At 75.1% G+C, this 25,386-nt stretch carries 25 protein-coding genes; 9 read left to right on the top strand and 16 right to left on the bottom strand.

Going from position 1 to position 25,386, the window contains the following annotated elements; all coding sequences use genetic code 11:
• Both VGI02_RS03520 and VGI02_RS03515 read right to left on the bottom strand, forming a co-directional pair.
• Positions 1 to 271, bottom strand: a 271-nt coding sequence (locus VGI02_RS03520; protein ID WP_527249119.1) for a class I SAM-dependent methyltransferase, incomplete at its 3' end; no start/stop codon positions are given.
• The gene (locus VGI02_RS03515) at positions 268 to 1,617 is read right to left on the bottom strand and encodes a lipopolysaccharide biosynthesis protein (protein WP_331625866.1); all 1,350 of its coding nucleotides are present in this window, start codon (positions 1,615 to 1,617) and stop codon (positions 268 to 270) included. The genes VGI02_RS03520 and VGI02_RS03515, both read right to left, overlap by 4 nt.
• A gap of 108 nt (positions 1,618 to 1,725) precedes the next feature.
• Here VGI02_RS03515 and VGI02_RS03510 point away from each other — a divergent pair, with 108 nt between their 5' ends.
• Complete coding sequence (locus VGI02_RS03510; RefSeq protein WP_331625865.1) at positions 1,726 to 1,884, top strand: hypothetical protein; 159 nt, start codon at positions 1,726 to 1,728, stop codon at positions 1,882 to 1,884.
• A gap of 99 nt (positions 1,885 to 1,983) precedes the next feature.
• Here VGI02_RS03510 and VGI02_RS03505 read toward each other — a convergent pair whose 3' ends face one another.
• The 3 genes from VGI02_RS03505 to VGI02_RS03495 form a co-directional block, all read right to left on the bottom strand.
• Positions 1,984 to 2,439: an Asp23/Gls24 family envelope stress response protein gene (locus VGI02_RS03505; RefSeq protein ID WP_331625864.1), complete on the bottom strand. Its 456-nt coding sequence runs from the start codon at positions 2,437 to 2,439 to the stop codon at positions 1,984 to 1,986.
• 17 nt (positions 2,440 to 2,456) lie between these two features.
• Positions 2,457 to 3,707: a Na+/H+ antiporter NhaA gene (gene nhaA, locus VGI02_RS03500; RefSeq protein WP_331625871.1), complete on the bottom strand. Its 1,251-nt coding sequence runs from the start codon at positions 3,705 to 3,707 to the stop codon at positions 2,457 to 2,459.
• A 125-nt stretch (positions 3,708 to 3,832) separates the two neighbouring features.
• Complete coding sequence (locus VGI02_RS03495; protein WP_331625863.1) at positions 3,833 to 5,278, bottom strand: alpha/beta hydrolase; 1,446 nt, start codon at positions 5,276 to 5,278, stop codon at positions 3,833 to 3,835.
• Positions 5,279 to 5,472: 194 nt separating this feature from the next.
• Between VGI02_RS03495 and VGI02_RS03490 the strand changes: the two genes are divergently transcribed.
• The 3 genes from VGI02_RS03490 to VGI02_RS03480 all read left to right on the top strand — a co-directional run bounded on the left by VGI02_RS03490 (position 5,473) and on the right by VGI02_RS03480 (position 8,621).
• Positions 5,473 to 5,754 (top strand): PASTA domain-containing protein, encoded by a 282-nt coding sequence (locus tag VGI02_RS03490; RefSeq protein WP_331625862.1) that lies wholly within the window; start codon positions 5,473 to 5,475, stop codon positions 5,752 to 5,754.
• A 348-nt stretch (positions 5,755 to 6,102) separates the two neighbouring features.
• On the top strand, positions 6,103 to 7,755 hold the full coding sequence (locus tag VGI02_RS03485) for a peptide chain release factor 3 (protein WP_331625861.1): 1,653 nt from the start codon (positions 6,103 to 6,105) through the stop codon (positions 7,753 to 7,755).
• Positions 7,752 to 8,621, top strand: coding sequence for a heparin lyase I family protein (locus VGI02_RS03480; RefSeq protein WP_331625860.1), 870 nt, complete (start codon positions 7,752 to 7,754; stop codon positions 8,619 to 8,621). The genes VGI02_RS03485 and VGI02_RS03480 overlap by 4 nt, the downstream gene beginning before the upstream one ends.
• A 40-nt stretch (positions 8,622 to 8,661) precedes the next feature.
• On the opposite strand, the gene VGI02_RS03475 is transcribed toward VGI02_RS03480, so the two are convergent.
• Positions 8,662 to 9,051, bottom strand: a complete 390-nt coding sequence (locus tag VGI02_RS03475; protein WP_331625859.1) for a hypothetical protein — start codon at positions 9,049 to 9,051, stop codon at positions 8,662 to 8,664.
• Between the two features lie 69 nt (positions 9,052 to 9,120).
• Positions 9,121 to 9,480 carry a hypothetical protein gene (locus tag VGI02_RS03470; protein WP_331625858.1) on the bottom strand — a complete coding sequence of 120 codons (360 nt, stop codon included), beginning with the start codon at positions 9,478 to 9,480 and terminating at the stop codon, positions 9,121 to 9,123.
• Between the two features lie 393 nt (positions 9,481 to 9,873).
• On the opposite strand from VGI02_RS03470, the gene VGI02_RS03465 reads away from it, so the two are divergent.
• Genes VGI02_RS03465 through VGI02_RS03455 form a run of 3 tightly spaced genes read left to right on the top strand, consistent with a single transcriptional unit; the run spans position 9,874 to position 12,601 of the window.
• Positions 9,874 to 10,908 carry a protein kinase domain-containing protein gene (locus VGI02_RS03465; RefSeq protein ID WP_331625857.1) on the top strand — a complete coding sequence of 345 codons (1,035 nt, stop codon included), beginning with the start codon at positions 9,874 to 9,876 and terminating at the stop codon, positions 10,906 to 10,908.
• Entirely contained in the window at positions 10,905 to 12,161 is a 1,257-nt protein-coding gene (locus tag VGI02_RS03460; RefSeq protein WP_331625856.1) for a protein phosphatase 2C domain-containing protein, read from the top strand. Before VGI02_RS03465 ends, VGI02_RS03460 begins: the two co-directional genes overlap by 4 nt.
• Positions 12,158 to 12,601, top strand: coding sequence for an FHA domain-containing protein (locus tag VGI02_RS03455; RefSeq protein ID WP_331625855.1), 444 nt, complete (start codon positions 12,158 to 12,160; stop codon positions 12,599 to 12,601). Before VGI02_RS03460 ends, VGI02_RS03455 begins: the two co-directional genes overlap by 4 nt.
• On the opposite strand, the gene VGI02_RS03450 is transcribed toward VGI02_RS03455, so the two are convergent.
• From VGI02_RS03450 to VGI02_RS03435, 4 genes are all read right to left on the bottom strand, one after another.
• Positions 12,582 to 13,172 carry a GtrA family protein gene (locus tag VGI02_RS03450; protein ID WP_331625854.1) on the bottom strand — a complete coding sequence of 197 codons (591 nt, stop codon included), beginning with the start codon at positions 13,170 to 13,172 and terminating at the stop codon, positions 12,582 to 12,584. The two genes, VGI02_RS03455 and VGI02_RS03450, sit on opposite strands and share 20 nt — an antisense overlap.
• A 68-nt stretch (positions 13,173 to 13,240) precedes the next feature.
• Positions 13,241 to 14,332, bottom strand: coding sequence for a decaprenyl-phosphate phosphoribosyltransferase (locus VGI02_RS03445; RefSeq protein WP_331625853.1), 1,092 nt, complete (start codon positions 14,330 to 14,332; stop codon positions 13,241 to 13,243).
• Positions 14,329 to 14,886 (bottom strand): phosphatase PAP2 family protein, encoded by a 558-nt coding sequence (locus VGI02_RS03440; protein WP_331625852.1) that lies wholly within the window; start codon positions 14,884 to 14,886, stop codon positions 14,329 to 14,331. Before VGI02_RS03440 ends, VGI02_RS03445 begins: the two co-directional genes overlap by 4 nt.
• Positions 14,887 to 15,067: 181 nt before the next feature.
• Entirely contained in the window at positions 15,068 to 15,868 is an 801-nt protein-coding gene (locus tag VGI02_RS03435) for an HAD family hydrolase (RefSeq protein ID WP_331625851.1), read from the bottom strand.
• Positions 15,869 to 15,927: 59 nt separating this feature from the next.
• Between VGI02_RS03435 and VGI02_RS03430 the strand changes: the two genes are divergently transcribed.
• Complete coding sequence (locus VGI02_RS03430; protein ID WP_331625850.1) at positions 15,928 to 16,563, top strand: endonuclease; 636 nt, start codon at positions 15,928 to 15,930, stop codon at positions 16,561 to 16,563.
• A gap of 156 nt (positions 16,564 to 16,719) precedes the next feature.
• Positions 16,720 to 17,997, top strand: a complete 1,278-nt coding sequence (locus tag VGI02_RS03425; RefSeq protein WP_331625849.1) for a carboxylate--amine ligase — start codon at positions 16,720 to 16,722, stop codon at positions 17,995 to 17,997.
• Between the two features lie 129 nt (positions 17,998 to 18,126).
• Here VGI02_RS03425 and VGI02_RS03420 read toward each other — a convergent pair whose 3' ends face one another.
• The 5 genes from VGI02_RS03420 to VGI02_RS03400 all read right to left on the bottom strand — a co-directional run bounded on the left by VGI02_RS03420 (position 18,127) and on the right by VGI02_RS03400 (position 25,355).
• Positions 18,127 to 19,353: an FAD-dependent oxidoreductase gene (locus tag VGI02_RS03420; protein ID WP_331625848.1), complete on the bottom strand. Its 1,227-nt coding sequence runs from the start codon at positions 19,351 to 19,353 to the stop codon at positions 18,127 to 18,129.
• Positions 19,354 to 19,498: 145 nt separating this feature from the next.
• On the bottom strand, positions 19,499 to 22,708 hold the full coding sequence (locus tag VGI02_RS03415; RefSeq protein WP_331625847.1) for an arabinosyltransferase domain-containing protein: 3,210 nt from the start codon (positions 22,706 to 22,708) through the stop codon (positions 19,499 to 19,501).
• Between the two features lie 97 nt (positions 22,709 to 22,805).
• A complete protein-coding gene (locus tag VGI02_RS03410) occupies positions 22,806 to 23,243 on the bottom strand; it encodes a DUF350 domain-containing protein (protein ID WP_331625846.1) in 438 nt (145 codons plus the stop codon).
• Positions 23,244 to 23,301: 58 nt separating this feature from the next.
• Positions 23,302 to 24,189: an SCO6745 family protein gene (locus VGI02_RS03405; RefSeq protein ID WP_331625845.1), complete on the bottom strand. Its 888-nt coding sequence runs from the start codon at positions 24,187 to 24,189 to the stop codon at positions 23,302 to 23,304.
• Entirely contained in the window at positions 24,189 to 25,355 is a 1,167-nt protein-coding gene (locus VGI02_RS03400) for a glutathionylspermidine synthase family protein (protein WP_331625844.1), read from the bottom strand. Before VGI02_RS03400 ends, VGI02_RS03405 begins: the two co-directional genes overlap by 1 nt.
• Positions 25,356 to 25,386 lie beyond the last annotated feature (31 nt).

Raw genomic sequence — 25,386 nt, 5'->3', positions numbered from 1 at the left:
TGGCGCCGGGGGCGTTGCCGCGGGCGGCGTTCGCGCTCCACTCGGAGAGCTCGACCCCCCACGCGGGGCCCAGCGCGGAGAGCCTGCGCACCAGGTGGCCGGTGCCGCAGCCGAAGTCGAGGTAGGGCCCGCCGTCGGTGTAGCGCGCGACGAGGCGGGTGTAGAGCCGCAACGCCGGGCGGTCGCCCGCCTGGCCGTTCCCCGCGTAGTAGTCGGCGTCGTAATGATCCCCGGTGCCCTCGTGGCTGCCGGGCGCCCGCTCCGCGCTCACGTCTGTCTCGTCCCCTCCGTGGTCGTTCCCGGCTCGTGCGTCCGGATCAGCAACAGGGTGCTCACCACGGCCCCGAGCGCCGAGCCCGCCCCGAAGGCCACCTCGCCCGCGACCACCACGCCGGGCACCAGCCAGAACGTCAGCGCCGCGACGACGAGGCCCGCGAGCCAGCTCGCCGCCACGTCGACGTGCCTGCCGCGGGCGACGTGGACCTGGGTCACCACGACCAGCCCGACGTGCGCGAGCACCCCCGCCATGATCACCGCGAGCTGGGCGCCCGGGATCGCGTAGTCCTTGCCGAACACCAGCGAGACGATGGGCGGGCCGAGCCACCACGCCAGTGGCACCCCGACGACGGCGAGGCCCACCAGACCCGCCGCGCCCTTGCCGAGCAGGCGCAGCACCTGCCTGCGGCGACCGGCGGCGAGCAGCCGCGTCAGGGTGGGCACCACCGCCGACTGCAGCGGCACGACCATCGACAACGGCGCCTTCGCCAGGGTGAACGCGGCCACGAACACACCGGCCGCGGTCTGCGCGGGCCCGTCGGCGAGCGCCACGACGACGACCGGCAGGCCGTTGAGCAGCAGCTGCGCGCACACCGACCCGACCAGCAGCGGCATCGCGGTCCCGACGAGCGCCCGGGTGCCGTGGCGGGCCGGGTCGGCGGCGGGGGTGGAGGGCTCGCGCTCGGCACGGCGCCACGCGGCCGGGATCAGCGGCAGGTGGGCCAGCGCGATCGCCGCGACGAGGGCCCAGCAGTAGAACGCGGCGTCCGTGCCGCCCGCGACGAGCAGCACGACGGCGAGACCGAGGCGCACCACCGCGTCGAGCACCATCACCGCGCCGTGGCGCACCAGGCGGTCGGTGCCGATGAGCAGCCCGCGCAGCAGGAACTGGCCCGCCGAGACCAGGCAGAGGGCCACGAGCGCCGCGAACGCCCCGGGGTGGGCGTCGAGCGAGCTCCACACCAGCGGGAACGCCGCGGCGAGGACCACCAGGGCGAGACCCGCCAGGATCGCCGCCGTGCCCGCCCCGGCCACGAGCACCTGGCGTCGGGACTCCCGCAGGGACAGCCGCCGCGCCAGCTCCTGCTCGAGCGGGAGGAAGGGCCCGAAGCCCAGCACGAGGGCGAGGGCCCAGAACGCCCCGAAGGTCGCGTACTCGGCGGGAGTGAGGGCTCGGGCGACGACGGCCAGGTAGACGTTGATCAGCAGGCCGGAGATGATGACTCCGACACCTGCCGACCCGACGAGGCGTCGCGCACCGGGGCCGCCGCGGGGCTGGGCCGCCGGTGAGTCCGGGGTTCCATCGGTCGTGGCACTGATGGGACGACGATAACGATCCACCGTTCGCCCCCCAGCGCTCGCCCGCAGACGCGATCGCAGTGCACCATCCCGGTGAAGCCCGCGTCACTCGCTGGTGTGACCTACCCCGCGTAAAGGTACGGTGACCCTGTGTCGGTGCAGAAGGTCGTGGGCGTGCTGGTGGCGGTGCTCGTCATCTTCTGGATCATCGACTCCCCGACCACGGCGGCGGGGACGGTCAACACGATCCTCGGTGACCTCGCGTCGGCGGGCCAGTCCGTCATCACGTTCCTGCGCAATGTCGTCTGACGTTCGCACTGTCGTCTGACCTTCGCGCTGTCGTCCGACCTTCGCGCCGGCCGTCGGGACCGCGGACGGTCCCGACGACGGTGCGGTGCGGTGCGGTGCCTAGAGCGTCGCGGTCGGTGCTCCGGGTGCGGGCGGCGGCGCCGGCTCGTCCTCTCGGCCGGGGAGCAGCACGTCGGTCACGACGATGTTCAGCTCGGTGATCCGCACGCCGGCGATCTGCTCGACGGCCTCCGGCACGTGCCGCCGCAGCGCGCGGGTGAGCTCCCGGGCGCCCACGCCGTACTCGATGGCCACGTCGAGCCCGACCTTGGCGGTGTCACCGTCGAGCTCGACGCGCACGCCGCCGACGTTCTCGGTGCTCCCGGTGAGCGTCTGGCGCACCGCCCCGACCGCGCGGGAACCGGGCGCGCCGAGGCCCACGACGCCGGGGAGCTCCCGGGCCGCGTAGGCGGCGACCTTCTGGACGACGGCGGGCAGGACCTCGGTGGTGCCGGAGACCTCCGGAACGCCCGCTGTCGGCGGTGTCGGCGGGAACGGCTGCTTGGCGCTGGTCATGGGCGCCGGGTACCCGCTCAGGCCTCCCGAGCCCCCTCGCCGTTCGGGTGGGCCGGACGACGGCGCGCGGACAGGCGCAGCACGAGGGTCGCCAGCGCCGCGGCGAGGACCGACGCCGCGACCACCCCGATCTTGACGTGGTCGTCAGCGGCCGTCCCGCCGCCGAAGGCCAGCTCGCCGACGAGCAGCGACACCGTGAACCCGATGCCGCCGAGCAGGGCCAGCCCGAGCACGTCGAGGCGGCCGAGTGACTCGTCGAGCTGGGCCCGGGTGAAGCGCTGGACCAGCCAGGTGGCACCGGTGACGCCGATCGCCTTGCCCGCGACCAGGCCGACGACGACCCCGACGGTGACCGGGTCGGCCAGGGTGCTCGCGAACCCGGCCCCGACGACCGTCACGCCCGCGGCGAAGAAAGCGAACACCGGGACCGCGACACCGGCCGAGATCGGGCGCCAGCGGTGCTCGAAGTGCTCCGCGAGTCCCGGCCCGTCGCCGGGCGAGCGGCGGATCACCGGCACCGTGAACCCGAGGAGCACCCCGGCGACCGTCGCGTGCACCCCCGAGGCGTGGACCAGCGCCCAGGCGAGGAGCGCCAGGGGGAGCAGCAGCCACGGGCTCCGCACCCGCCGCTGCACGAGCGCCCCGAACAGCGCGATGGGGATCAGCGCCAGCAGCAGCGGGCCGACAGCGAGGGTGTCGGTGTAGACGACCGCGATGATCGTGATGGCGATGAGGTCGTCGACGACGGCGAGGGTGAGCAGGAAGGTCCGCAGCGCCACCGGGAGGCCGCGGCCGATCACGGCCAGCACCGCCAGGGCGAACGCGATGTCGGTGGCCACCGGCACCGCCCAGCCGGCGAGCGCCTCCGGGTCGGCGTGGTTGATCACGGCGTAGAGGGCGGCGGGCACGACCATCCCGCCGACCGCCGCCGCCACCGGCAGCAGGGCGCGGGACGGTTCGCGCAGGTCGCCGGCGACGAACTCGCGCTTGAGCTCCAGCCCGGCGACGAAGAAGAAGATCGCGAGCAGCCCGTCGGCCGCCCAGGCGCTCAGCGGGAGGTCCAGGTGCAGGGCCGACGGGCCGACGGTGAGGGCGCCGAGCGCCGTGTAGGACTCCCGCCACGGGGTGTTCGCCCAGACCAGCGCGACCACCGCGGCGCCGATGAGCAGGGCCCCGCCGACGGTCTCGCGACGCAGCAGTTCGGTGAGCCGCGAGGCCTCACCCGGCGACGGTGGGACGAACAGCCGCCCGGTGCGGGTGCGACGCAGACGATCGCGACGCGGGGTGGCGGGCGGGGTGTCCTCGCGGGTCACGGCGGCTCCTGGTCAGGCGTCATCGTCCGCCGACCAGACTTCCCGGCACACCGGTCACGAGCCTACCGGGCCGTGACCGGTCAACAGATCGCGTTCGGCCCCGGCAGGGTGAGATCGGTCAGGTACCGGTTCACCTGGTCGTCCACGCACGCGACGCCCTGGCCGTAGACCGTGTGCCCGTCGCCGCGGTAGGTCAGCAGCGCCGAGCCGCGCAGCCGCGCCGCCAGGTTCACGCTGTTCTGGTACGGCGTGGCGGGGTCGTTGGTGGTGCCGATGACGAGGGACGGGGCGAGGCCCTGACCGGTCGGCGGCGTCAGCGGGTCCTGGGGGACGGGCCAGTCCGCGCAGGTCAGACCGCTCACGAGCACGTTGCCGCTGAAGTGCGGGGCCCGCGCCTCGGCGGCCCGCGCCTGCGCGAAGACGTCCTGCGGGTTGCGCGGCCACGAGTTGTCGAGGCAGCTCACCGCGTTGTAGGTGTCCGAGTTCGATCCCTCGAAGTACTTCGCGGCCAGCCGGCGCATCGGGGCGCCGTCGCCGGAGTCCGCGGCCTTGAGGGCCTTCGCGAGCACCGGCCAGTTGCTCTTGGAGTAGAGCGGCAGCACGACGCCGAGCTCGAGCAGCCCCGGCGAGAGCGGGGTCGTCCCGGCCACCGGCAGCGGGGCCGCCTGGACGCGGGCGCGGACCCGGTCGAGCATCGCGATCGCGTCCGGCCCGGCCTCGCAGTCGGACCGGGACGCGCAGTCCGCGGCGAACTGGCGCAGCGAGTTCTCGAAGCTCTCGGCCTGGCTCGGGTCGAGGCCCGGCAGGGTCACGTCGACGACGCCGTCGAGCACCATCGCCCGGACCCGCTGCGGGAACTGCTCGCCGTAGATCTGGCCGATCGACGTGCCGTAGGAGAACCCGAGGTAGCTGATCTGCTGCTCGCCGAGGGCGTTGCGCAGCGCGTCCATGTCCCGGGCGACGTCACGGGTCCCCAGGTGGGGCAGCAGCTGGTGGTAGGCGTCGCCGCACGACTGGTCGTAGCGCTCGACGGCCTGCTCGGTGGACGCCTCGCCCACGGGGTTGCCGGGGTCCGGGTCGCCGAAGTAGGGGCTGTCGGGCCCGACCGGGCAGTGCAGGGCGCTGCTGCGACCCACCCCGCGCGGGTCGAAGCCGATCACGTCGAACCGGTCCGCGACCGCCGCCGGGACCTGGCCGCCCTCGACGGTCTCGATGCCCGAGCCGCCGGGGCCCCCGGGGTTGACCAGCAGCACCCCGACCTTGCGGGACTGGTCCTTCGCGGGCTGGCGCACGATGCCGATGCCGATCGTCGGGCCGTTCGGCACGGCGTAGTCGACGGGCACGGTGACCGTCGCGCACTCGAACGCCCCGTCGCAGGGCACGAAGGACGCCGGAGCGCCGAGCGGGCTCGGGGGCGGCGCCGGACTCGGGGGCGGCGACGGCGCGGCCGCGCCCGTCTGGAGCGCGGGCAGGCTCGAACCGCCTCCACAGCCGGCGAGCAGCAGCGCCCCGGCCGCGAGCAGCACCCCGGCACGCTGGGCCCGTAGGCGGCCCCAGTTACGCCGTCCGGCCGTCTTCGGATCGCCCATTGCGCCGCCCCGCCGTCATTCGTGCTCTCGGCCCGGCGCGGAGACGCCGGAAGGAGCATCTTGCCGAACGGTGCACCGCACGGGCCTGGCGCCCCTTCTACCGGGACGCCGGTGTGGCTACCGTCGAGAGGATGGACGCGCCCGACCTGGTGCTGGTGCCCGCGCTGGTGGGGCTGCCGGCCGCCCGGGCCCACGAGTTGGCGATCTCCGCCCGCGTCGTGGCGGTCGACCCGGACCCCGACACCCCGCCGACGGTCAGCGGCACCGTCACGGCCCAGCAGCCCCTCGCGGGAGTCCGGGTGCCTGCGGGCGACCCGGTGACGATCTGGGTCGAGCCCGACGACGACGGCGGCGGGAACATGCCGCGGCTGGCCCCGGACCTGCCGCTCGACGGAGCGGGCGCCGGGACGTGAGCGCAGGCCCACCCGGAGACACGTGAGGCCGCCACGGCCGAACGGTCCCCTCCCCCCGGGGGGACCGGTCTGGCCGCGACGGCCACGTGGGCAAACCGGGCGGTCTGCACGTACTGAGTGTGCCGTGGGCCGGGTGCTGTGAGACAGGCGTGAATGGTGGGATCCGCTCGGCGGTCCGCTCCACGCGACGAGCGTCCGGTGGACGGCCGTCGAGGGACGCCGTCCGGGGCCGCCGACGACGCCCGTGACCGGCCGCGTCCCCGCGTTCCCCCAGACGCCGGTCACACCGGCGTGGCCCGTAACGTGACCCCCGATGGGGACGGCGAGCAGCAGGGGGAGGCCCACGCGATGACCGTGGCCTCCCCGCACGCCGATCCGGGCGAGCGCGATGCCGCGGGCCCGGACGGCTCTCCGGCCGGCGAGGCACGCCGCCGCCGGACCTTCGCCGTGATCTCCCACCCGGACGCGGGCAAGTCGACGCTCACCGAGGCCCTCGCGCTGCACGCCGAGGTCATCTCGGCCGCGGGCGCGGTCCACGGCAAGGGCGGGCGCAAGGGCGTCACGTCCGACTGGATGGACATGGAGCGCGAGCGCGGCATCTCGGTGACGTCGGCGGTGCTCCAGTTCGCCTACCGCGACCACGTCATCAACCTGCTCGACACCCCCGGCCACGGCGACTTCTCGGAGGACACCTACCGGGTGCTCGCCGCCGTGGACGCCGCGGTGATGCTGCTCGACGCGGCCCGCGGTCTCGAGCCGCAGACCCTCAAGCTCTTCGACGTGTGCCGTGCCCGCGGCGTGCCGGTCCTGACGTTCGTGAACAAGTGGGACCGCCCCGGCCGGGAGCCGCTGGAGCTGGTCGACGAGGTCGAGCAGCGGATCGGGCTGCGCCCGATGCCGATCACCTGGCCGGTCGGGATCGCCGGCGACTTCCACGGCCTCGTCGAGCGCTCCGACGGCACGATGCGCCGGTTCACCCGCGCGGCCCACGGCGCGTCCCGGGCCGCCGAGGAACGCCTCGACGCCGACCGCGCCGCCGCCGAGGAGGGCGTGGACTGGGAGCGCGCGACCGAGGAGCTCGAGCTGCTCGGCGAAGTGGGAGCGGCCTTCGACACTGCCGAATCGATGGCGGCGTTCCACGACGGCACCGCGACCCCGGTGATGTTCGGGGCGGCGCTCTCGAACATCGGCGTGGCCCGCCTGCTGGACGCCCTGGTGGAGCTGGCGCCGCCACCGTCCCCGCGCCCGTCGGCGACCGGGGACGAGCGCGCCATCGACGCGCCCTTCTCCGGGCTGGTGTTCAAGGTCCAGGCCTCGATGGACAAGTCGCACCGCGACCGTGTCGCCTTCGTGCGCATCTGCTCCGGGCGGTTCGAGCGCGGCATGGTGCTCACCCACGACGCCACCGGCCGCCCGTTCGCGACGAAGTACGCGCAGGCGATGTTCGGGCGGGACCGCTCGACCATCGAGGAGGCGTTCCCCGGCGACATCGTCGGGCTCGTGAACGCCACCGCCCTGCGCCCCGGGGACACCCTCTGGGCGGAGAAGCCGGTCACGTTCCCGACCATCCCGAGCTTCGCGCCCGAACACTTCTCCGTGGCCAGGGTCGCGGACGCGTCGAAGACCAAGCAGTTCCGCAAGGGCATCGAGCAGCTGGACTCCGAGGGCGTCATCCAGGTGCTCTCCTCGGACCTGCGCGGTGACCAGGCGCCGGTGCTCGCCGCCGTCGGGCCGCTGCAGTTCGAGGTGGTCGCCGCCCGGCTGGCCGACGAGTTCTCCGCGCCGATCAAGCTCGAGCGCCTCGACTACACCCTCGCGCGGCGCACCGACGCCGCCGGGGCGGCCGCGTTGCGCAGTGCCATCGGCATCGAGGTGATCACCCGTCGGGCCGACGGCGAGCTGCTCGCGCTGTTCCCGCACAAGTGGCGGCTGCAGGCCGTGACACAGAACCAGCCGAATCTCATGCTCGAACCGCTGATCGCCGAGGGAGCAACCCCGTGAGGACCTCCACCGGAACTCGGATCCACGGGCTGCTCGGGCTGGCCGTCTCGGTCCTGCTGGTGGCAGGCGTGATCGTCGGGTGCTCCGGGTCCCAGGGCACCGGGCCGACCGGCTCCTCGGGCTCCACCTCCGCAGGCGGCGGCGCGCCGCCCCTCACCGGGGCTCCCGACCCCGCGAGCGTGCCGCCCCCGATCTGGCAGGCGAACCTCTCCGGTCCGAACCCGCTGGCGAACTTCCGGAACACGCCCTACAACAACGACGGCGCCCCGGCTCCCGAGATCGAGGACGCGCCCGGGATCACCGGGGCGAAGGCCGTGCGCTACACGGTGCCCGGCGGCGGCAAGCGCACCGAGCTCGAGCCGCAGGTCGCCTCCTACAAGGAGGGCGACGACGCGTACTTCGGTTTCGCGTGGAACCTTCCCGACGACTTCCCGGTGAACGCCGACGGCTGGCAGGTCGTGGCCCAGTGGAAGAACGACGGGGACGGCAGCCCGCCGATCGAGGTCAAGATCGACCACGGCCAGTTCGTGCTCGACGGCGGCGCGGGCGGCGAGGACCCGGGTGACAACTACTTCACGCAGCCGATCGGTCCGGCCGTCGTCGGGCAGCAGACCGACCTCGTCCTGCACGTCCACTTCTCGACCGACCCGAAGAAGGCCCAGGTCGACGTCTGGATGAACGGCCAGAAGCGCGTCGACGCGTACCGGCCGCCGGGCGGCACCCGCTACCAGGACGAGGACTCGTACCTCAAGACCGGCATCTACCGGGACACGGCGATCAACCAGAGCGCGACGCTGTACCTGATCGACGCCCGGGTGGCCCGCAGCTACGACTCGGCCTCGGCCCTCGTGGGACCGAAGGGCTGAGGTGCCGAGGGACTGACGAGCTGGGGGGTGAAACACCCGCTCAGCGGCGGCCGCCCGACGGGAGGCCGCGCGGGGGCAGTGCGGCGTTGATGATCCGGCTGAGCCCCTCGGGGTCGTCGACCTCGACGACCACCCGGTGGAACGGGACGCCGCGCAGGTAGATCGCCAGCAGCGTCGTCGCGGCGTGCACCATCCACAGCTGGCGTCGCTCCCCCACGCCGTACGCCCCGGCTCGCAGCATCCCGGGGACCGAGATGCCGGGCAGGTGGACGCGGGGGCTCGCGGCGACGGCGTCACGCCGCCCGAGGGTCCGCGCGCCGAGCACGCGGTCGATGGGCAGGTAGACCCCGCCGCGGCACGCGTACACGCGGTCGCGGCCGGTGAAGCGCAGCAGGACGCCGTGCTCGGTCACCCTGGTCTGCACGACCATCGCGGCCCCCTCCCCGCTGTGCCCGCCACGGATCCGCTGTCGTTCCCGCCGCCTGTGCGGGACGAGGGCTCACTCCGCGCGATCGGCCCGGGACGAGGACTGCTCGTAAGCCTGCTCGGCCGCTCGTCGCGCGTCGTCGAAGCCCCTCTTGACGGCGTCCTGGCCGTCGTCGTGGGCCTCCGCGACCGCCGCCTCGGCGGCCTTCGCCGCCTCGGCGAGGGCGCGCTCGGCCTCCGCGGCGGTCGCCGCGAGGTCGGCGGCCCCGCCGTCGGACGAGCCGGCCGACGGCCCGGTGCTCCCGACCGCCGGGGACGTGCCCTCTCCGACCGAGGGGCCGGCGCCGTCGACGCGGTGCCGGGCTCCCTCCGCGGACGGCTGGTCCTCGCTCGTCTGCGGCCCCGTCGATGGGGTCGGAGTCGATGAAGTCACTGCGCGTCTCCGTGGCTCGGGGTCCGGGCCCGCTGAGCGCAACCGGTTGCGCTCCGACCGCCCCGGACGGGGGTGCGTCGAGCCAGCATCGCACCTTTCCGGCAATCCGGCGCCAGGGGGCCCGGCGCGAGAACCGCTCGGCGCGGGGACACGGCCGGGTGCCTCGTCCCGTTCGGCCGGTCGTCCACCGAGGATGCCCCTCCCCGGGGTAACCCGGTGCGCCAACAGTCGCAGGTCGTGAGGTGGCCGGTCCTGCACCGCGGGTCGTGGACGGGTCCGGGCGCGGTGACGGCCGGAGGTATCGTGCTCGGACCGCCCTCCGGGTCAGGACAACCCGGACGGGGGCGTCGGGGCGCGAGCGGATGCCGGTCATCCGCGCACGAGGAGCACGTGGTGGAACGTCACAGCACGCGGGCGGGCTGGTCCCGACAGGGCCTGCGGCACGCCACCACGGAACGCCGGGGCACCGACGACCTCCTCGCCCACGCCGCCGCCCTGTTCCCCGAGGGCCGCCGGTGGTGCCCGGCCTGCGAGGCCCCCGTCGGGCGGGACCGTGACGGCCGCCCGGGTCGCCTGCGCGGCACCTGCGCCCACTGTCGCCGCGGGTTCGACCTCGCCCCCGACCTCACTCCCGGCACCGTGCTCGGCGGGCGGTGGGCGGTCACCGGGCTGCTCGCGCGCGGCGGGGACTGGCTCTACACCGCCGAGGACCGCGAGCGTGGCGGGACCGTCGTCGTCGCCCGCCGCCGCGACGGCGACGCGGCGACACCCGCCCTGCTGCGCGGCCGGGGTCACCCCGCGCTCGTGGGGCTGCGCGACGTGGTCGCCACGGCGGGAGCGGTCCACCTCGTGCTCGACCCGGTCGACGGGGAGCAGGCGCGCGGCCCCCTCTCGCCCGGCGACGCGGCCGCGCTCGTGCTCGGCGTGCTCCCGGCGGTCGGCCACCTCCACCGGCTGGGGCTGCTCCACGCCGACCTCAAGCCGAGCAACGTGCTGCGGACCCCGGGCGGACCGGTCCTGGTCGACCTCGGTTCGGTGCGCCGCCTCGACGACCGCGTCGCCCCGGTCTGGGGCACCGAGGGGTTCCTGGCGCCGGAGATCGCGCCGGGTGGGGCCGGCCCCTCGGTGGCCTCGGAGGTCTACGCCCTGGGCCGCACGCTCGCCGTCCTGCTGGGACGCCCGGTGCGCCCGCATCTGGCCCCCCGTGGACCCGGGGAAACCCCGACAGCGTTGGATCCGGTGATCACCCGGGCCACCGCGGCCGAGCCCGGGCTCCGTCACGCCGACGTCGCGGCCCTGGCCACGGACCTCACCGCCGCCCTCGGTATGGGTGGGACGGACACGGACGAGGCCGTGCACCAAGATGATCCCAGCCGCCCCGCCGCGCCCGCCCCTGCGCAAGCCCCACGAGGAGCCTTCCCGACGTGACCGAGTCCTCCGCGCCGCCGTCCGCGACGAACGGCTCCGACGACCCGGGCCCCGACCCCTCGAGCTCCGGGTCGGGGACCGTGCCCGGTACCGGGCCCGGCCGCACCGCGCCCGCACAGGACCCGGACCCCACCGGCGGGGTCCCGGTGCAGTCGGTCGGCCCCGCGGGGAGCGCGGGCGAGCACACCGACCTGCGCGCGGTGCTCGAGGCCACCCGCGCGGAGATCGAGGAGGCCGTCTGCCCGGAGTGCGGCGCGGGCGCCGACCAGGCCGCCGAGGGGGCGTGCGGGAACTGCGGGACCCGGCGTCCCGCGGTGCGCGACCACGTGGAGTTCCGCCTCGGACCGGGCGCCGCGGTCACCGACCGCGGCCTGCGGCGGCGGCGCAACGAGGACGCGTGCGCGCTGGGCCGGATCGCGACCCCGACGGGCGAGGTGCTCGTCGGCTCGGTCTGCGACGGCGTCGCCTCGGCCCGACGCGGCGACGAGGCGTCCCTGGCCGCCGCGGAGGCCGCGGTGGCGGCGGTCCTGACCCGGGTGGTGGCCCACGGCCACGACCATCGCGGCGGGCTCGACAACCTGGCCGCCGCGGGCGCGAGCGCGGCGGCCGAGGCCGCGGCCGACCTCGTGCGGTTCTCCGACCCCAACGACCCGCCCGCCACCACCTACACCTGCGCGGTCACCCGAGGCGGGTCCGCCGTGGTCTCGTGGGTCGGTGACAGTCGGGTCTACTGGCTCGCCACCGACGGCACCTCGCAGCTGCTCTCCACCGACGACTCGTGGGCCGAGGAGATCGCCGCGGCGGGCGTGATGACGCGGGAGCAGGCCCACGCCGACCGCCGCGCCCACGTGCTCACCCGGTGGCTGGGCCACGACTCCCCCGAGGGGCCTGCCCGCGCACGACGCTTCCGGCCCGCCGGGCCCGGATTCCTGCTGCTGTGCAGCGACGGGGTGTGGAACCACCTCCCGGACGCCGACCGGCTCGCCGGGATCCTCAGCGGCGACGACGTCCTCTCCGACGCCCGCGCGGTCGTGGACGCGGCACTCGCGGACGGTGGGCACGACAACGCGACCGTCGCGCTGCTGCCCCTCGACCCCGCCGACGGCGACGGCGAGTGGCGCGCGCGGGCCGACGGCAGCGAGGACACCGGCCCGATCCTCATCCCGCTCGACGGCGACGACGTGGACCCCGCCGGAGGACCGTCCGATCGGACCGCGGACACCCACGACCCGTCCAGCCCCGGTCGATCGTGACGGGCTGGACGGCGCGGGTCTGGGCCGACCGGGACCACTACGAGCTGGTGCGGGCGCGCGCCGAGCCCGGTGAGGGCCGGTTCGAGGTGCCCGGCTTCCCGCCGGAGCCGGTGGAGTTCGAGATCGCGATGCGGGGCGAGGAGATCCGCATCGGTCGCCGCGGGGTCCCGGACGACGACCCGTCGGCCTCCTCCGCCGAGGACCACCGGCCCGGGATCGACCTGACCGGCCCGCCGCGGGACCCGGGCGTCTCCCACCTGCACGCGGTGCTGCTCGCGGTGGGCCCGGACCGCTGGGTCGTGCTCGACGCCGGGTCCACGAACGGGACCTCGGTGAACTACGCGGCCGAGCGGCTCGAACCCGGCACGGCCGTCCCGCTGGGCACGGGCGACAGCATCCACGTCGGCGCGTGGACGACGATCACCGTCGAACGGCGATGAGCTGAAGCGTCGCCGGGTCCTCCTCGAGGACCGCGGCGGCGGCCGGGTCCACCGCCGCGAGCGGCCCGGTGGCGGGTCCGCGTGCCCCGCCCGCAGCAGCCGCGATCGGCCCGGTCGCGGCGATCGGGCCGGTGGCCGTGACGACCGGGATCGGGCCCGTCGCGGTGGTGGCGCGGTGGTGGGCGAGGACGAGCCGCGCGGCCAGGAAGCTCACCGGCACCGCGAGCACCGCGGCCGCGAGCGGCGCGACGCGCTCGTCCACGCCGACCCCGACGAGCGCGACCACCCCGACCGTCGTCGCCGCGACGTTGACCGCCTGCGAGGCGGGGTAGAGCAGCAGCCGTCGCCATGACGGCCGCACGCGGAACGTCACGCGGCAGTTGAGGAAGAACGACACGATCATCGCGGCGCCGAGGCCGATGACGTGCGCGGTGAGGTAGCCGACCTCGCGGAGCACCAGCAGGTAGACCACGTAGTAGGTCGCGGCGTTCACGACACCCACCAGCGCGTATCGCACGAGCGCCCACAGCAGCGGCGCCCGGCGGCTCCACCGGTGCCCGAGCACGCTCACCGTGTCCGTCTCCTCATGTCCGGTGTCCGTGCGGGGGTACCGCTCCGGTTCGGTCGGCGGGGCCGGTGTCAGCGCGCGACGGGGCTGAGCTCGACCGCGAGGAAGACCAGCACCACCCAGGTGACGCCGAGGACCTGCAGCACGCGGTCGTGCAGCACTATCTCCTCGGGCTCGCCGCCGTTGCCCCCGTCGACGTCCACCGCGTAGCGCAGGATGGCCACCACGAACGGCACGACCGAGATGATCGCCCACATGCTCGGCGGGGTCGGGAGACGCCCCGGCACCGACAGCACGCCGATCCCGAACGCCCACAGCCCGTACGCCATGATCACGACGGTGGCCGACAGCGACCACACGAACCGCAGGTAGGACGACGAGTAGCGCTCGAGCGACTTGCGGATCTTCGCGCCGGTCTGCTCCGCGAGCCGCATCTCGGCGTAGCGCTTGCCCGAGGCCATGAACAGCGAGCCGAAGGCCATCGTCAGCAGGAACCACGGCGACAGGTAGAGCGTCGCGGCGGCACCGCCGGCGATCGCGCGCATGAGGAACCCGGACGAGACGATGCAGATGTCGATCACGGGCTCGTGCTTGAGCCACAGGCAGTACGCCAGCTGCACGACGATGTAGACCCCGACGACGACGGCGAGGTTCCGGGTCGCCAGGAAGCTCAGCCCGATCGCGGCCACGAAGAGCAGCACCGCCACCACGTAGGCCACGGGCGCAGGCACGACCCCGGCCGCGATCGGACGGAAGCGCTTCTTCGGGTGCGCGCGGTCGGCCTCGACGTCGCGGGCGTCGTTGACCAGGTAGACCCCGGACGCGGCGAGGGAGAACACCACGAAGGCGACCACGACGTGGGTGAGCACGCCCACCTCGGCGAGCCGGCCCGCGGCGAACGGCGCCGCCAGGACCAGGACGTTCTTCACCCACTGCTTGGGGCGCATCGTCTTGAGCACGCCCAGGGGCATCGCCAGCGGGCCCGTCCGGCGCACCGGCACCGCGGTGTCGTCGGGGGCGTCCTCGGGCTCGCGCTCGGCGAGCGCGTCGGCGGCGACCTCGGCCGCGTCCGCGGAGGCGGCGGAGTCGTCCGGCTCGGTGGCCGTGTCCTCGCCGTCCTGCGCCGATGCTCCGGTTCGCTTCGCGTCCTGCGACATCGTCATGCGGTCCTCCAGCGGCCGACGGATCCGCGCGCGATGAGACGGCGGGCGCCGAGCGCGCACACCGCCCCGAGGGCGGACCCGGCCAGCACGTCGGTCGGGTAGTGAACGCCCAGCACCAGGCGCGAGAGCGCCATCGCGGGCACGGTCGGGAGGGCGACGCCTGGACGCCCGAGCAGGCCGCCGTAGAGCACCGCCGCCGCGGTGGTCGAGGTGGCGTGCGAGGAGGGGAAGCTCAGCCGGCTCGGTGTGCCGACGTGCACCGCGATGCGCGGGTCATGAGGCCGGGGCCTCCGGACGATCCGCTTCACGGCGATGGAGGCACCGTGCGCGCCCGCCACGGCGGCCGTCGCGGTCAGCCACTGCCTGCGGCGGGGCCGGTCGAGCGCGGCGCCCGCGGCACCGAGGGCGAGCCACCCCGCGGCGTGCTCGCCGAAGAGGGACATCGCCCGCGCGCCTCGCACCACCGAGGGGTGGTCGATGCGCCGCTGGACGGCGGTGAGCGCGGCGACCTCGCCGGCCGGGTCGTCGCTCACATCGGGCGCCCGATCGAGCACACGTCCTCCTCCCGGGTCTCCCCCGAGTCAGGTCTGGCCCACCGGACGGGCGGGCGGACAACCGTGGCGATGCTACGCGGGCCTTGACAAGCGCCCGTCAGGGAGGTTCACGTGCGCGTGGCGTCGCCTCGTGCTCGCCCGGCCGTCGTCCGCCCGATGCCCGGCGTCCACCGGGCGGCCCCTAGAACCAGCGCTCCAGCACGAGCGCCACCCCGTCCTCGTCGTGGTGGGCCGTGACCTCGTCGGCGGCGGCGTGCAGTTCGGGGTGGGCGTTGCCCATCGCGACGCCGTGGCCGGCCCAGCGCAGCATCTCGAGGTCGTTGGGCATGTCGCCGAACGCGACGACCTCCTCGGCGTCCACCCCGAGGTGCGCGGCGGCCTGCGCGAGCCCGTGCGCCTTCGTCACCCCGCGCACCGAGCACTCCACGAGCCCGACGGACGCGGAGAAGGTGACGTCCACCAGGTCGCCGAGCCGGTCGCGCACCTCGGCGGCCATCGCGTCGCTGGAGCGCCCCGGGCGACGGGCGAGGACCTTCATCGCGGGCAGCGCCACGAGCTCGGCGGACGGGACCTCGACGTGGTCGGAGTTCGGCCAGGCGTGCTCGAAGGCCGGCTCGGAGCAGAACTCGGCGACCCCGGGCCGCCGGACCCGCTCGACCGCGAGCCCGGCCCCCGGGAGAGCCACGTGGAGCCGGTCGATCACCTCGGCGAGCACGTCGAGCGGGAACTCCGCCGCCTCGAGGACCTCGTCGGCCGCGGCGTCCCAGAGCACGGCCCCGTTCGCGGCGACGCAGAGTCCGCGCATCCCGATCGCGTCGCACACCGGGAGGATCCAGCGCGGCGGGCGCCCGGTGGCGAGCACCAGCGGCACGCCGGCCGAACGCATCCGGTCGAGCACCGCGACGAGGCGCGGCCCGGGGTGCCCGTCGGCGCCGAGCAACGTGCCGTCGACGTCGCTGGCGACCAGCCGGGGGGAACGCATGTCCCGATTCTCCGCGCCCGTGGGCCTGACCCGCTTCCCTGACCGGGTACGCCCCGGACATGAGCGACACCGAGAAGGCCGCGGCACTCCTCGAGGCCGCGGGCGAGACGTTCGCCGACGAGTCCGGGATCCGGCTCGACGACAAGCCCGCCCCGCTGTACCGCCTGCTCGTGCTCGCGGTGCTGCTCTCCAGCCGCGTGCAGGCCTCGCTGGGGACGTCGGCGTGCCGCGAGCTGGTCGAGGCGGGGTTCGGCACCCCCGAGCGCATGCGTGGCGCGGATCGCCGGGAGGTCGTCGACGCCCTGGACCGCGCCCGCTACACGCGCATGGACGAGCAGACCGCCGACGCGCTGCAGGAGGGTGCGGGCCTCGTCGTCGAACGGTGGTCGGGCGACCTGCGCCGGATGCGCGCCGCGGCCGACGGCGACGCCGAGGCGCTCGCCGGGTTCCTGACGGCGATGCCGCGGCTGGGACCGGTCGGCGCCGACGTCTTCACCCGCGAGGTCCAGCGGGTGTGGCCGGAGTTCCGCCCGCACCTGGACGCGAAGGCTCTCGAGGGTGCGGCGGCGGTCGGGCTCCCGGGCGATGCCGCGACCCTCGCCTGCCTCGTCGAGGGAGACGACCTCGCCCGCTTCTCCGCCGCCCTCGTCCGCGCGAACCGGGACGGCGACGTGGTCGCGCAGGTCTCCAGCTAGGTCGACTTCACGCCCGTCTACGCTGCCCGACCAGCGTGTCCTCCGATCGGACAGTGATCCGGGCGAGAGGGACGAACCGGACGGACGTCCACGTGATGACGTCGTCGGAGCTCCCGAGCGTGGGTCGGCTCCGGCGATCGGGGGGAGGGGTGCGTCGTGCTGCTCGACGCCCACGGCGCGGTGCGGAACCGGGTGGAGCTGGACCGCTCGGTGCCCGCCCTGCTGCTCAAGCTCGGGAACTACCCGCTGCATCACGGCGGCGTCGGCGTGGTGCGCAGCCTCGGGCGCTGCGGCGTGGACGTCTACGCGATCACCGAGGGCCGGTACACCCCGGCCGCGCTGTCCCGGCACCTCCGCGGCCGGTTCTCCTGGCCGACGACGGGCAGCGAGGACCCGGCGGAGCTCGCCGAGGGCCTGCACGGGATCGCGAAGGCGATCGGGCGGCCCGCGGTGCTGGTGGCCACGGACGACGAGGCCGCGGCCGTGATCTCCGAACTGGGCGCCGAGCCCGGGCTCGCCGACGACTTCCTCTTCCCACGCTGCGCCGACCCGGGCCTGCCCCGCCGCGTCGCCAGTAAGGAGGGGCTCTTCCGGGTCTGCAGCGAGCACGGGATCCCGACCCCCGGGACGGCGTTCCCCGAGAGCCTCGCCGACGTCGAGGAGTACGCCGCGCACGGCGCGTTCCCCGTCGTCGTCAAGAGCCGCGACCCCTTCGAGCGCCACCGCCATCCGACGGTGCGCTCGTCCACCGTCGTCGAGACCCCCGACCAGCTCCGCGCGATGGCGCTGGAGTGGGACGACGTGCCGTCGCTGATCCTGCAGGAGTACGTGCCGCGCGAGACCGCCGAGGACTGGGTGGTGCACGCCTGGTGGCCCGGGCCGGACGCGCCGGGCGAGGAGGCGCTGTTCACCGGGGTCAAGGTGCGCTCGTGGCCGCCGCACGCCGGGTTCACCACGGCGGGCCGGGCCCGCTGGAACGACGAGCTCGCCGATCTCGCGCGGCGGCTTTTCGACGCCGTCGGCTTCCGCGGCATCGCCGACCTCGACTGGCGCCGCGACCTGCGCGACGGTCAGTACAAGCTCGTCGACTTCAACCCGCGGGTCGGGGCGCAGTTCCGGCTCTTCGAGGACGAGGCGGGGGTCGACGTGGTGCGCGCCCAGCACCTCGCGCTCACCGGGCGCCCCGTGCCCCGTGCGCCGTTCCCCGAGGGGCGGGCGTTCGTGGTGGAGGACTTCGACTACGCCGCCCGCGTGGCCTACCGGGGCGACCGCACCGACGGCCCGGCCCCGGAGGGCCGCCCGCCGTCGGTGGAGCACGGTTGGTTCGCCCTCGACGACCCGCTGCCGGTCCTGCCGATGCTCGTGGGCCGGGCCGCGCCGGTGCTGCGGCGGTTCGCCCGCACCTGGGTGCCGCGGGTCCGCAAGCTGCGCTGACCCCGCCGTCGTCCGGGCCCGGCCCCGCTCCCGGGGCGCCTCCCCGCCCGCTCCCCGCCGGAACGAACGACTCGTTCGTGGCTTCTATGTGCACGAACGAGTCGTTCGTTCCGGAGCGGAGAGCCCGGATCAGGCGATCGCGTGCGACCCCACGGGGTAGGCCACCCGCAGCGTCGGGCCCCGCTTGCCGGCGATGCGGCGTGCGAGCTCCGGCGCGGCGTACCAGGTGCCGGTGACGAAGCGGTTCACCGGACCGAACGAGCGCACCGCGGGCGCCCCCAGGAAGTGCAGCCCGGGCACGGAGGACTCGAAGCCCTTCGCGAGCTTCGGCGACCCGTCGAGCAGCGTCAGCTCGCCGAGCAGTTCCTTGTCGAGCAGGTCGTAGCGGGCGACGTCGATGTCGTACCCGCTGCCGACCATGACGTGGTCGACCCGCAGCGTCGAGGAGTCCTGCAGGGTCACGACGATCTCGCCGTCCTTCGACTCCGCGGACAGGATCTCGCGCCCGAGGTGGAACGGCACGTGCTCCAGCCGCTCGCGCAGGTTGTGCGAGCCCGCGGGGAACAGGCAGCGACGACGCACCTCGAGCTGGAGCCGCTCGGGCAGGCGCCGGTAGGTCTCGGGCGCGGCGGCGAACCACCCCGTGGCGCGCCCGCCCACGTCCGTCGGGGGCACCCGCCACTTCTGGCGGAAGGTCGGCGGCGGCGAGCCCGGCGGCCGGTGCGGCCCGAGCCAGTGCGGCGCCTTCGCCCGGGCGGTGACGGAGACGTCGGCGCCCTCGTCCGCGAGGATCGCCGCGTTCTCCAGCGCGCTCTGCCCGAGGCCCACGACGAGAACGCGCTCGCCGGCGAACCGCGAGAGGTCCGAGTGGTGGGCCACGTGCGAGACGGTGCCCTCGGGGAGGTGCTCCAGCTCGGGGACGAAGCGCTCCATGTTGCGCAGGCCCACGGCCATGACGACGCGCTCGGCGTGCATCCGGTCGCCGTCGTCGAGGTGCACCGAGAAGCCGGAGCCCTCGCGGGCGACCTGCGCGACGCGGCGGTGGTCGAGGTCCGGGACGACGCGCTCGGCGATCCAGTCGCCGTAGTCGAGGAAGTGCTGGAGCGTCGCCGGGTTGTCCAGGGCGACGTCGTGGGCGCGGGCCCACGACGTGATGGTGTGCCCGGGCACCGGATGCGCGATCGAGGAGGCGCGCTCCTTCGAGCGCAGGATCATTCCCCGCGGCATCTGGTGGCGCCAGGACCCCATCACGTCACCGAAGGTGTGCGTGGACGTGCCCTGGTGGCGCAGGAACGCGGTGGCGGCCAGCCCGTACGGGCCGGCGCCGACCACTGCGACGTCGGTGGATTCGGCCATGGTCCCCCTCTCCGATCAGCGCCGCATGGCGACGGCGCGTGAGGCCATCATGGCGAGCGCGGATCCGCGGTTCCCGCCGGGGTGACCCCTGGCGCGGCCTTCCGGCGTCAGGAATCGGACATATCGGGGCGAGCCGGGCTGACGATCAGTCGTCGACGCCCTGGTACTCGACCCCGGCGTAGGACTCGCGGGCGAGCGTGGGCAGCCGCGCGAGCCCGGAGCGGGTGGTCGTGCCGGGCTCGACCGCGTACCCCGCGGTGGGGAGGTCGTGCACGACGACGTCGACCGACCCCCACGGGCGGGTGGCCGGGCCGCCGACGGGCACCGAGGTCGGGAGGCGGACGTAGGTCGACTCCAGCTCCTCCCCGCGCCACACCCCGCCGAGGGTGTCGTCGGTCCACAGGCCGGTGTAGTTCTCGCCGAGGTCCTCCCCCGCCTGCATCCGGTACCGGGTCGACGGGGCGATGCCGTCGGCGACGATCTGCTGGTTCACGCACGGCCACAGCGCGGAGCTCATCTGGTCGGCGCGGACCGGGACCCCCGCGCCGTCCGGGCTGTCGAGCAGTTCGCGCACCGGCCGCGCGCCGCCGATCCAGGGCTGCGCGACGGCGAGGACGCCGGTCGGGGAGTCCGCGACCACGCGCACCGCGGTCGGGCGGTCCGGCCTGCCGAGCAGCGAGATCGGGATCTCCTGCCAGGTGCGGTCGTCGGCGGCGGGCGAGAGCCCCACCTTCTCCCGCGTCACCGAGGTGGGGGCGCCGACCGGACCGGTACCGATCTCGAGCCGCACGCCCGCCTTCGTCGCACCCTCCGCGCTGCGGGACACGACGGGCACGACGACGTCCGTGGCGCCGGGTCGGGCGTCGCCGGAGGGGGCGGGCGTCCCGGCCCCGGGCGGCAGCGGGTACCAGCCCGAGTCGAGTGATCCCTCGCCGGACAGGGCGGGCCCGTCGGTGTGCCAGACGGCGCCCATGCCCGGCACGGCTCTGGGGACGGGGCTCCCGACGGCGGTGAGGAAGTCCCCGGTGAGCACGGCCGGGGTCGGCGCGCCCAGGGGCGTCGGCGCGGGCCGCAGCACCGACACCTCGTTCTCGAGCCCGCAGGCCGTGTGCACCACGTCGTGGACGTTGCCCAGCGCGACCGTCCAGCCCGGGTACTGGCGCAGCGGTGCGAGCACGAACACCCCGGCGAGCCCGACGACCACCGCGAGGCAGGCCGCCACGAGCACCGAGCGCGCGGGCGAGGGGCGCGGTGCGTGCGGCTTCCACCGGGCGCGGGCCCACCAGGCGGCCAGGAGCGCGATCGCGATCCAGATCAGCGGGTTGCGCAGGAAGATCGGCCCGAGGTGCGGCGCGAGCAGGCCCTGCTCGGACCGCGTGAGATCGGGGACGGCGTGCAGGCCGAAGGGCTGGCCGCGGTCGGAGAACGGCCGCCACAGGTTCAGCCCCGCGAAGGTCACCGCGGCGGCGGCGACGAGGACGGCGACGCTCGCCGCGGTCGCGAGGGCCCGCTCCTGGCGCGGGAGGGCGGCACGCAGCAGGGCGACCGCGACGAGCACGGTCCCCGACGCGGCGACGGCCGGGAAGTGCAGCACCCACTTCGTCGGGCTGATCGTGAGCAGGGCGAACGCGATGCCGGTGGTGGCCGCGCTGGCGAGCAGCAGGCGCCGCAGCGGGTCGTGGTCGTCGCGGCGACCGCTGGCGACCGCGGCGACCAGCAGCACGGCGAGCGTGATCAGCACCGGCGCGCGGCGCGCCCACGGGGTGACCCCGGGGTTGAGCAGGGTCTGGAAGTGGACGAGCTCGTCGTACCAGGGGACGGTGGCGTAGTACCAGGAGTGCACGGCCGCCGCCTCGAGGATGTCCCCGACGGACGCGTCGGCGAGCCCGATCGGGACCGCGACGGTGGCCGCCGCGACGACGACGGCGACCGCGGCGAGCGCCGACGACGGCCGCTCCCGCCGGACCTCGCGCAGCCAGGCCCACGCCCGCGGCGCGTCCACCACCAGCGGCGCGGCGGCGACCAGGCCGGTCGGGGAGCACATCAGCGCCACCGACGCCGCGGCGACGGCCACCGCCACGGCGCCGAGAGCACCCTTCGGGCCCCGTCGCCGCGCGAGCCGGCCGCACACCAGCACGACGACGGAGAGCACCACGATCAGCGGCTCCGGGCGCAGGGTGAGCCCGTAGGGCATCCACCAGAGCAGGTGCGCCACGAGCAGGGCCCAGGGGACCTTCGCCTCGCGCACCCCGGAACCGCGCAGCGCGAGCACCGTGTAGACCCGCAGCCCGGCGTACGCGAGCAGGCCCAGCACCGTCGCGAGCAGGCGCATCCAGAGCAGCGACCAGCCGCCGAGCGCCCCCCAGACCCCCACGAGGTACTGCGACGCGACGAACGGGGCCTCGCTCGCGTCGAACATGTAGACGGCGTTCGCCATGGTGCCGGTGCGCTCCGCGGCCCGGGCCATGAGCGGGTACCAGGAGTCGTCGAAGTTGGTCGGGCCGAGCACCGCCCAGGCCCCCGAGACGACCACCGCGACCGCGTCCGCGGGCGAGGCGTGCGCCCGGACCCCGGCGAGGACCGCCCCGGCCCGACGGCGCAGCCGCACCCCGGGCCCCGGCGGCCCGCGTCGGGGTCGGCCGCCCGGCAACCCGCCCCGGGCGAGCACCGCGACCAGGGCGGCGAGCACCACGAGCTGGGCCACCAGCAGCACGGTCTTGAGCGACGAGGGCGAGGAGTCGTAGCGGTCGTCGGGGCGCAGGGTCACGCCCAGCCCGGGGGTGCCCTCCCGGTCGGTGGACAGCCGGGTGACGTGCGGCGGCCCGATGTCGGCGCAGGCCCCGCACGCCAGCGGCACCGGTGCGCCGTCCCGGGTCACCCGAGGGGGCGATCCCGCGGCGACCGCGATCGCGAAGGTGCACGGCCCGGACCCGACCGGCGCGTCGACGAGGAGCGCGCGGTCGAGACCGATCCTGATCCGGCGCGCGGGCCCCTCGCCCGCGGCGGTGACGAGCAGGCCGAGCGATCCGCCCGGGGGCACGGTGCGCAGCGCCTCGACGGTCCCGGTCCCGGACAGCGCCGCGCACGGGACGTCGGCGTCGAAGGACGACGGCCGCGGCGGGGCGAGCGCGAGGGTGGTCGAGGTGGCGGGCGCACCGGCGGCCGGCCACACCACGGTCGGGGTGGACACGACGACGGGCGCGAGCGCGGCACCCACCGCGAGGACGACGGCGAGGGCGCCGAGCGCCACCAGCAGCCGGGGCCGGCGGTCGACCTGGCCCGGATCCGGGGAGGACGCGTCGCCCGACGCCGGGTCGGACACGCTCAGTGACTCGATGGAGGTCCCCGCCGCCATCTGTCCTCCCCCTGGCGGTCCAGCACCGCCCGGACAGCAGGGTAGACAGACACGGGCCGTACCCGAGGACGCGACACCCGGGACGGATCGTCCGGGGTCAGATGATCGCGACCGCCACGACGAGCCCCATGGCCAGGTGCATCCCGGCGATCATGGCCGAGACCGGGGTGAAGTACTCGTCGTGCAGGCAGGCGCCGACGTCCAGCCGCGACACCGCCTCGAGCCCGCGCACCACCAGGACCTGGGCGAGGATCCCGACGAGGCCGTAGACCGCGGTGTTGATCACTCCGGTGAGCAGGCCGCCCCCGGAGATGTAGATCGCGACCACCACGATCAGCGCCATCGAGACGAGCCCGGACGCGGACACCACGACCGCGTTGGGCCTGCCCTCGCGCACCAGCCCGCGCAGGTCACCGGGCGTGGTGAGGTCGATCGCGAAGTAGCCGACGTACATGAGCACCGCACCGAGGACCGCGTAGAGCGCGATCAGGCCGATGTTGCCGAAGAGGACGGGGAAGAAGTCGGGGGTGAGCACGAGGCCTCCGCGCGGGGGGTCCAACCGGACGAAAGGGTCGCAGACTAGCGGGCGAGGATCATCGACGCGGCAGCCCGATCGGGTTGAGCGGCGGGACGACGGTCCGCGCCGCCGCCGCGATCGGCTCGAGCAGCGCGGCGAGGCGGTCGGTGGGCGCGGCGCCCAGGACCTCCCACGGTCGGCCCGCGGCCCGGTCGGTCGCGTCCTCCACGGCCGCGTGCAGTGCCTCGCCGTCGTCGGTGAGCACGGGCTCGCCGTCGGGTCCGGCGCGCACGAGACCCCGGGTGGAGAGCCGATCCACCTCGGCCGTCCAGGCGTCGTCCGGGATCCGTCGGCCCAGGCGCAGGTCCCGGCCCGGCGACTCCCGCGCGGCGACCTTCAGCACGTGCGAGGTCACCGGCCCGATCCCCTGGACCGCCAGCGCGGCGAGGTGCCCGTCGCCGCGGTGCTCGCGCAGGGTCGTCGTCGCCTGCCACAGCGCCAGGTGCGGGGCCGGGGGCCGCGGGAGCGCCCGGTTCGCCGCGCCCAGCACGCGGCCGGCGTCCTCGCACGCCTGCGCGGCGGCCCAGGCCAGGTCGGCGGCCTCGGTCACCACCGCGTCGTCGGGGAGCCCGGGCAGCTCCCGCCACGCCGCGTCGACACCGCGCAGCCGGGTCTCCAGCGCCTCCGTCGGGGTCGTGTCCGGCGCGACCCCGGCCAGCGCGTCGGCGATGCGGTCGGGGGCGAACCCGCCGAACGCGGCGACGACGACCGCGGTCGGCGCCTGCCCCAGCGGTGCGGCGCGCTGGGCGACGTAGCGCGCCCAGAACGAGCCGCCGAGCGGACCGGCGCCCGCCAGCGCGGCCGGGGCGAAGTAGGTCAGGGCGTGGACCGGCTCGTAGAGCGCCCAGAGCCGACGCGCGGCATCGATGGTCCAGCTCCGCTCCGCTTCGTGCCGGGAATCCATCAGTCCGGGATGCGGTGCGGGACGAAGGCGGCACCGTTGTCGGTGACCAGCCCCGTCGTCTCCCGGATGCCGAGCCCGGCGGACTCGTCGCCGATGATCCACGCACCCAGCGCCGGGCGGTACCCGTCGAACTCGGGCAGCGGGTCGAAGAGCTGGTAGACGTACCCCTCCTCGCCGTAGACCCCGCCGGTCTCGACGACGGGCTCGCCCGCGCCGGAGACGATCTGCACGTTCGCGCCCTCGCGCCCGAGCAGCGGCTTGCGGACGTACTCGGTGAGCAGCCCGGGGTCGCCCAGCGACGCGGGCAGCAGGTTCGGGTGGCCCGGGTACATCTCCCAGAGCACCGCGAGGATCGCCTTGTTCGACAGCAGCGATTTCCACAGCGGCTCGACCCAGAGGGTCTCCGGGAGGCTGCGGGTGACGTGCTTGCCGAAGTCGTCGCTGAGGATCCACTCCCAGGGGTAGAGCTTGGCGACACAGCCCATGGGGGACTCTTCGAGGTCGACGAACCGGTCGAGCGCGGAGTCCCAGCCGATCTGCTCGATCGCGAGCCCGACGGTGTCGAGCCCGGCCTCGGCCGCGGTCTCCTGCAGGTAGGCGGTCGTCACGTGGTCCTCGCCGGTGGTCTCGGCCTGGGACCAGCAGAAGTGCACCTCGTTGCGGGGCAGGTCGCCGGCGATCGCCGACCACTGCGCGACGAGCTTCTCGTGCAGCGAGTTCCACTGGTCCTGGTCACCGAAGACGTCCTTGAGCCAGTACCACTGGCAGATGCTCGCCTCGAGCAGCGACGTCGGGGTGTCGGCGTTGTACTCCAGCAGCTTCGCCGGGCCGGACCCGTCGTAGCGCAGGTCGAACCGGCCGTAGAGGTGCGGGTCGTGGCGCTTCCACGACGCGGCCACCTGCTCCCAGCACCACTCCGGCAGCGCGAAGTCGCGGAACCGCTCGGTGGTGACGACGTGGTCCACGGCCTCCAGGCACATCGAGTGCAGCAGCTCGACGTCGGCCTCCAGCGAGAGGACCTCGGCCATGTCGAAGACGTAGTGCACGGACTCGTCCCAGTAGGGCCGCGCGCCGTTCTGCCCGGCGGCCGGGGTGCCGAAGACGAGACCCTGCTCCTCGATCTTCTGACGCCAGTCGGGGCGGGGGGTCGACCTCTCGCGGCGCACGCGCGTCCTCTCCGGTGATGGGTGAGCCCCT

It is taken from the genome of Actinomycetospora sp., from assembly GCF_036497245.1.
Taxonomy (GTDB): domain Bacteria; phylum Actinomycetota; class Actinomycetes; order Mycobacteriales; family Pseudonocardiaceae; genus Actinomycetospora.
The sequence above is the reverse complement of the archived record's forward strand: the minus strand, read 5'-3'. Positions and strand labels throughout refer to the sequence as shown.

What these genes read in the sequence shown, in the direction of transcription:
- VGI02_RS03475 (WP_331625859.1), bottom strand. Translation starts at nt 9,051, where the DNA reads ATGGTCGTGCAGACCAGGGTGACCGAGCACGGCGTCCTGCTGCGCTTC.
- VGI02_RS03505 (WP_331625864.1), bottom strand. Translation starts at nt 2,439, where the DNA reads ATGACCAGCGCCAAGCAGCCGTTCCCGCCGACACCGCCGACAGCGGGC.
- VGI02_RS03405 (WP_331625845.1), bottom strand. Translation starts at nt 24,189, where the DNA reads ATGGATTCCCGGCACGAAGCGGAGCGGAGCTGGACCATCGATGCCGCG.
- VGI02_RS03490 (WP_331625862.1), top strand. Translation starts at nt 5,473, where the DNA reads ATGGACGCGCCCGACCTGGTGCTGGTGCCCGCGCTGGTGGGGCTGCCG.
- VGI02_RS03435 (WP_331625851.1), bottom strand. Translation starts at nt 15,868, where the DNA reads ATGCGTTCCCCCCGGCTGGTCGCCAGCGACGTCGACGGCACGTTGCTC.
- VGI02_RS03415 (WP_331625847.1), bottom strand. Translation starts at nt 22,708, where the DNA reads ATGGCGGCGGGGACCTCCATCGAGTCACTGAGCGTGTCCGACCCGGCG.
- VGI02_RS03485 (WP_331625861.1), top strand. Translation starts at nt 6,103, where the DNA reads ATGACCGTGGCCTCCCCGCACGCCGATCCGGGCGAGCGCGATGCCGCG.
- VGI02_RS03430 (WP_331625850.1), top strand. Translation starts at nt 15,928, where the DNA reads ATGAGCGACACCGAGAAGGCCGCGGCACTCCTCGAGGCCGCGGGCGAG.
- VGI02_RS03445 (WP_331625853.1), bottom strand. Translation starts at nt 14,332, where the DNA reads ATGACGATGTCGCAGGACGCGAAGCGAACCGGAGCATCGGCGCAGGAC.
- VGI02_RS03420 (WP_331625848.1), bottom strand. Translation starts at nt 19,353, where the DNA reads ATGGCCGAATCCACCGACGTCGCAGTGGTCGGCGCCGGCCCGTACGGG.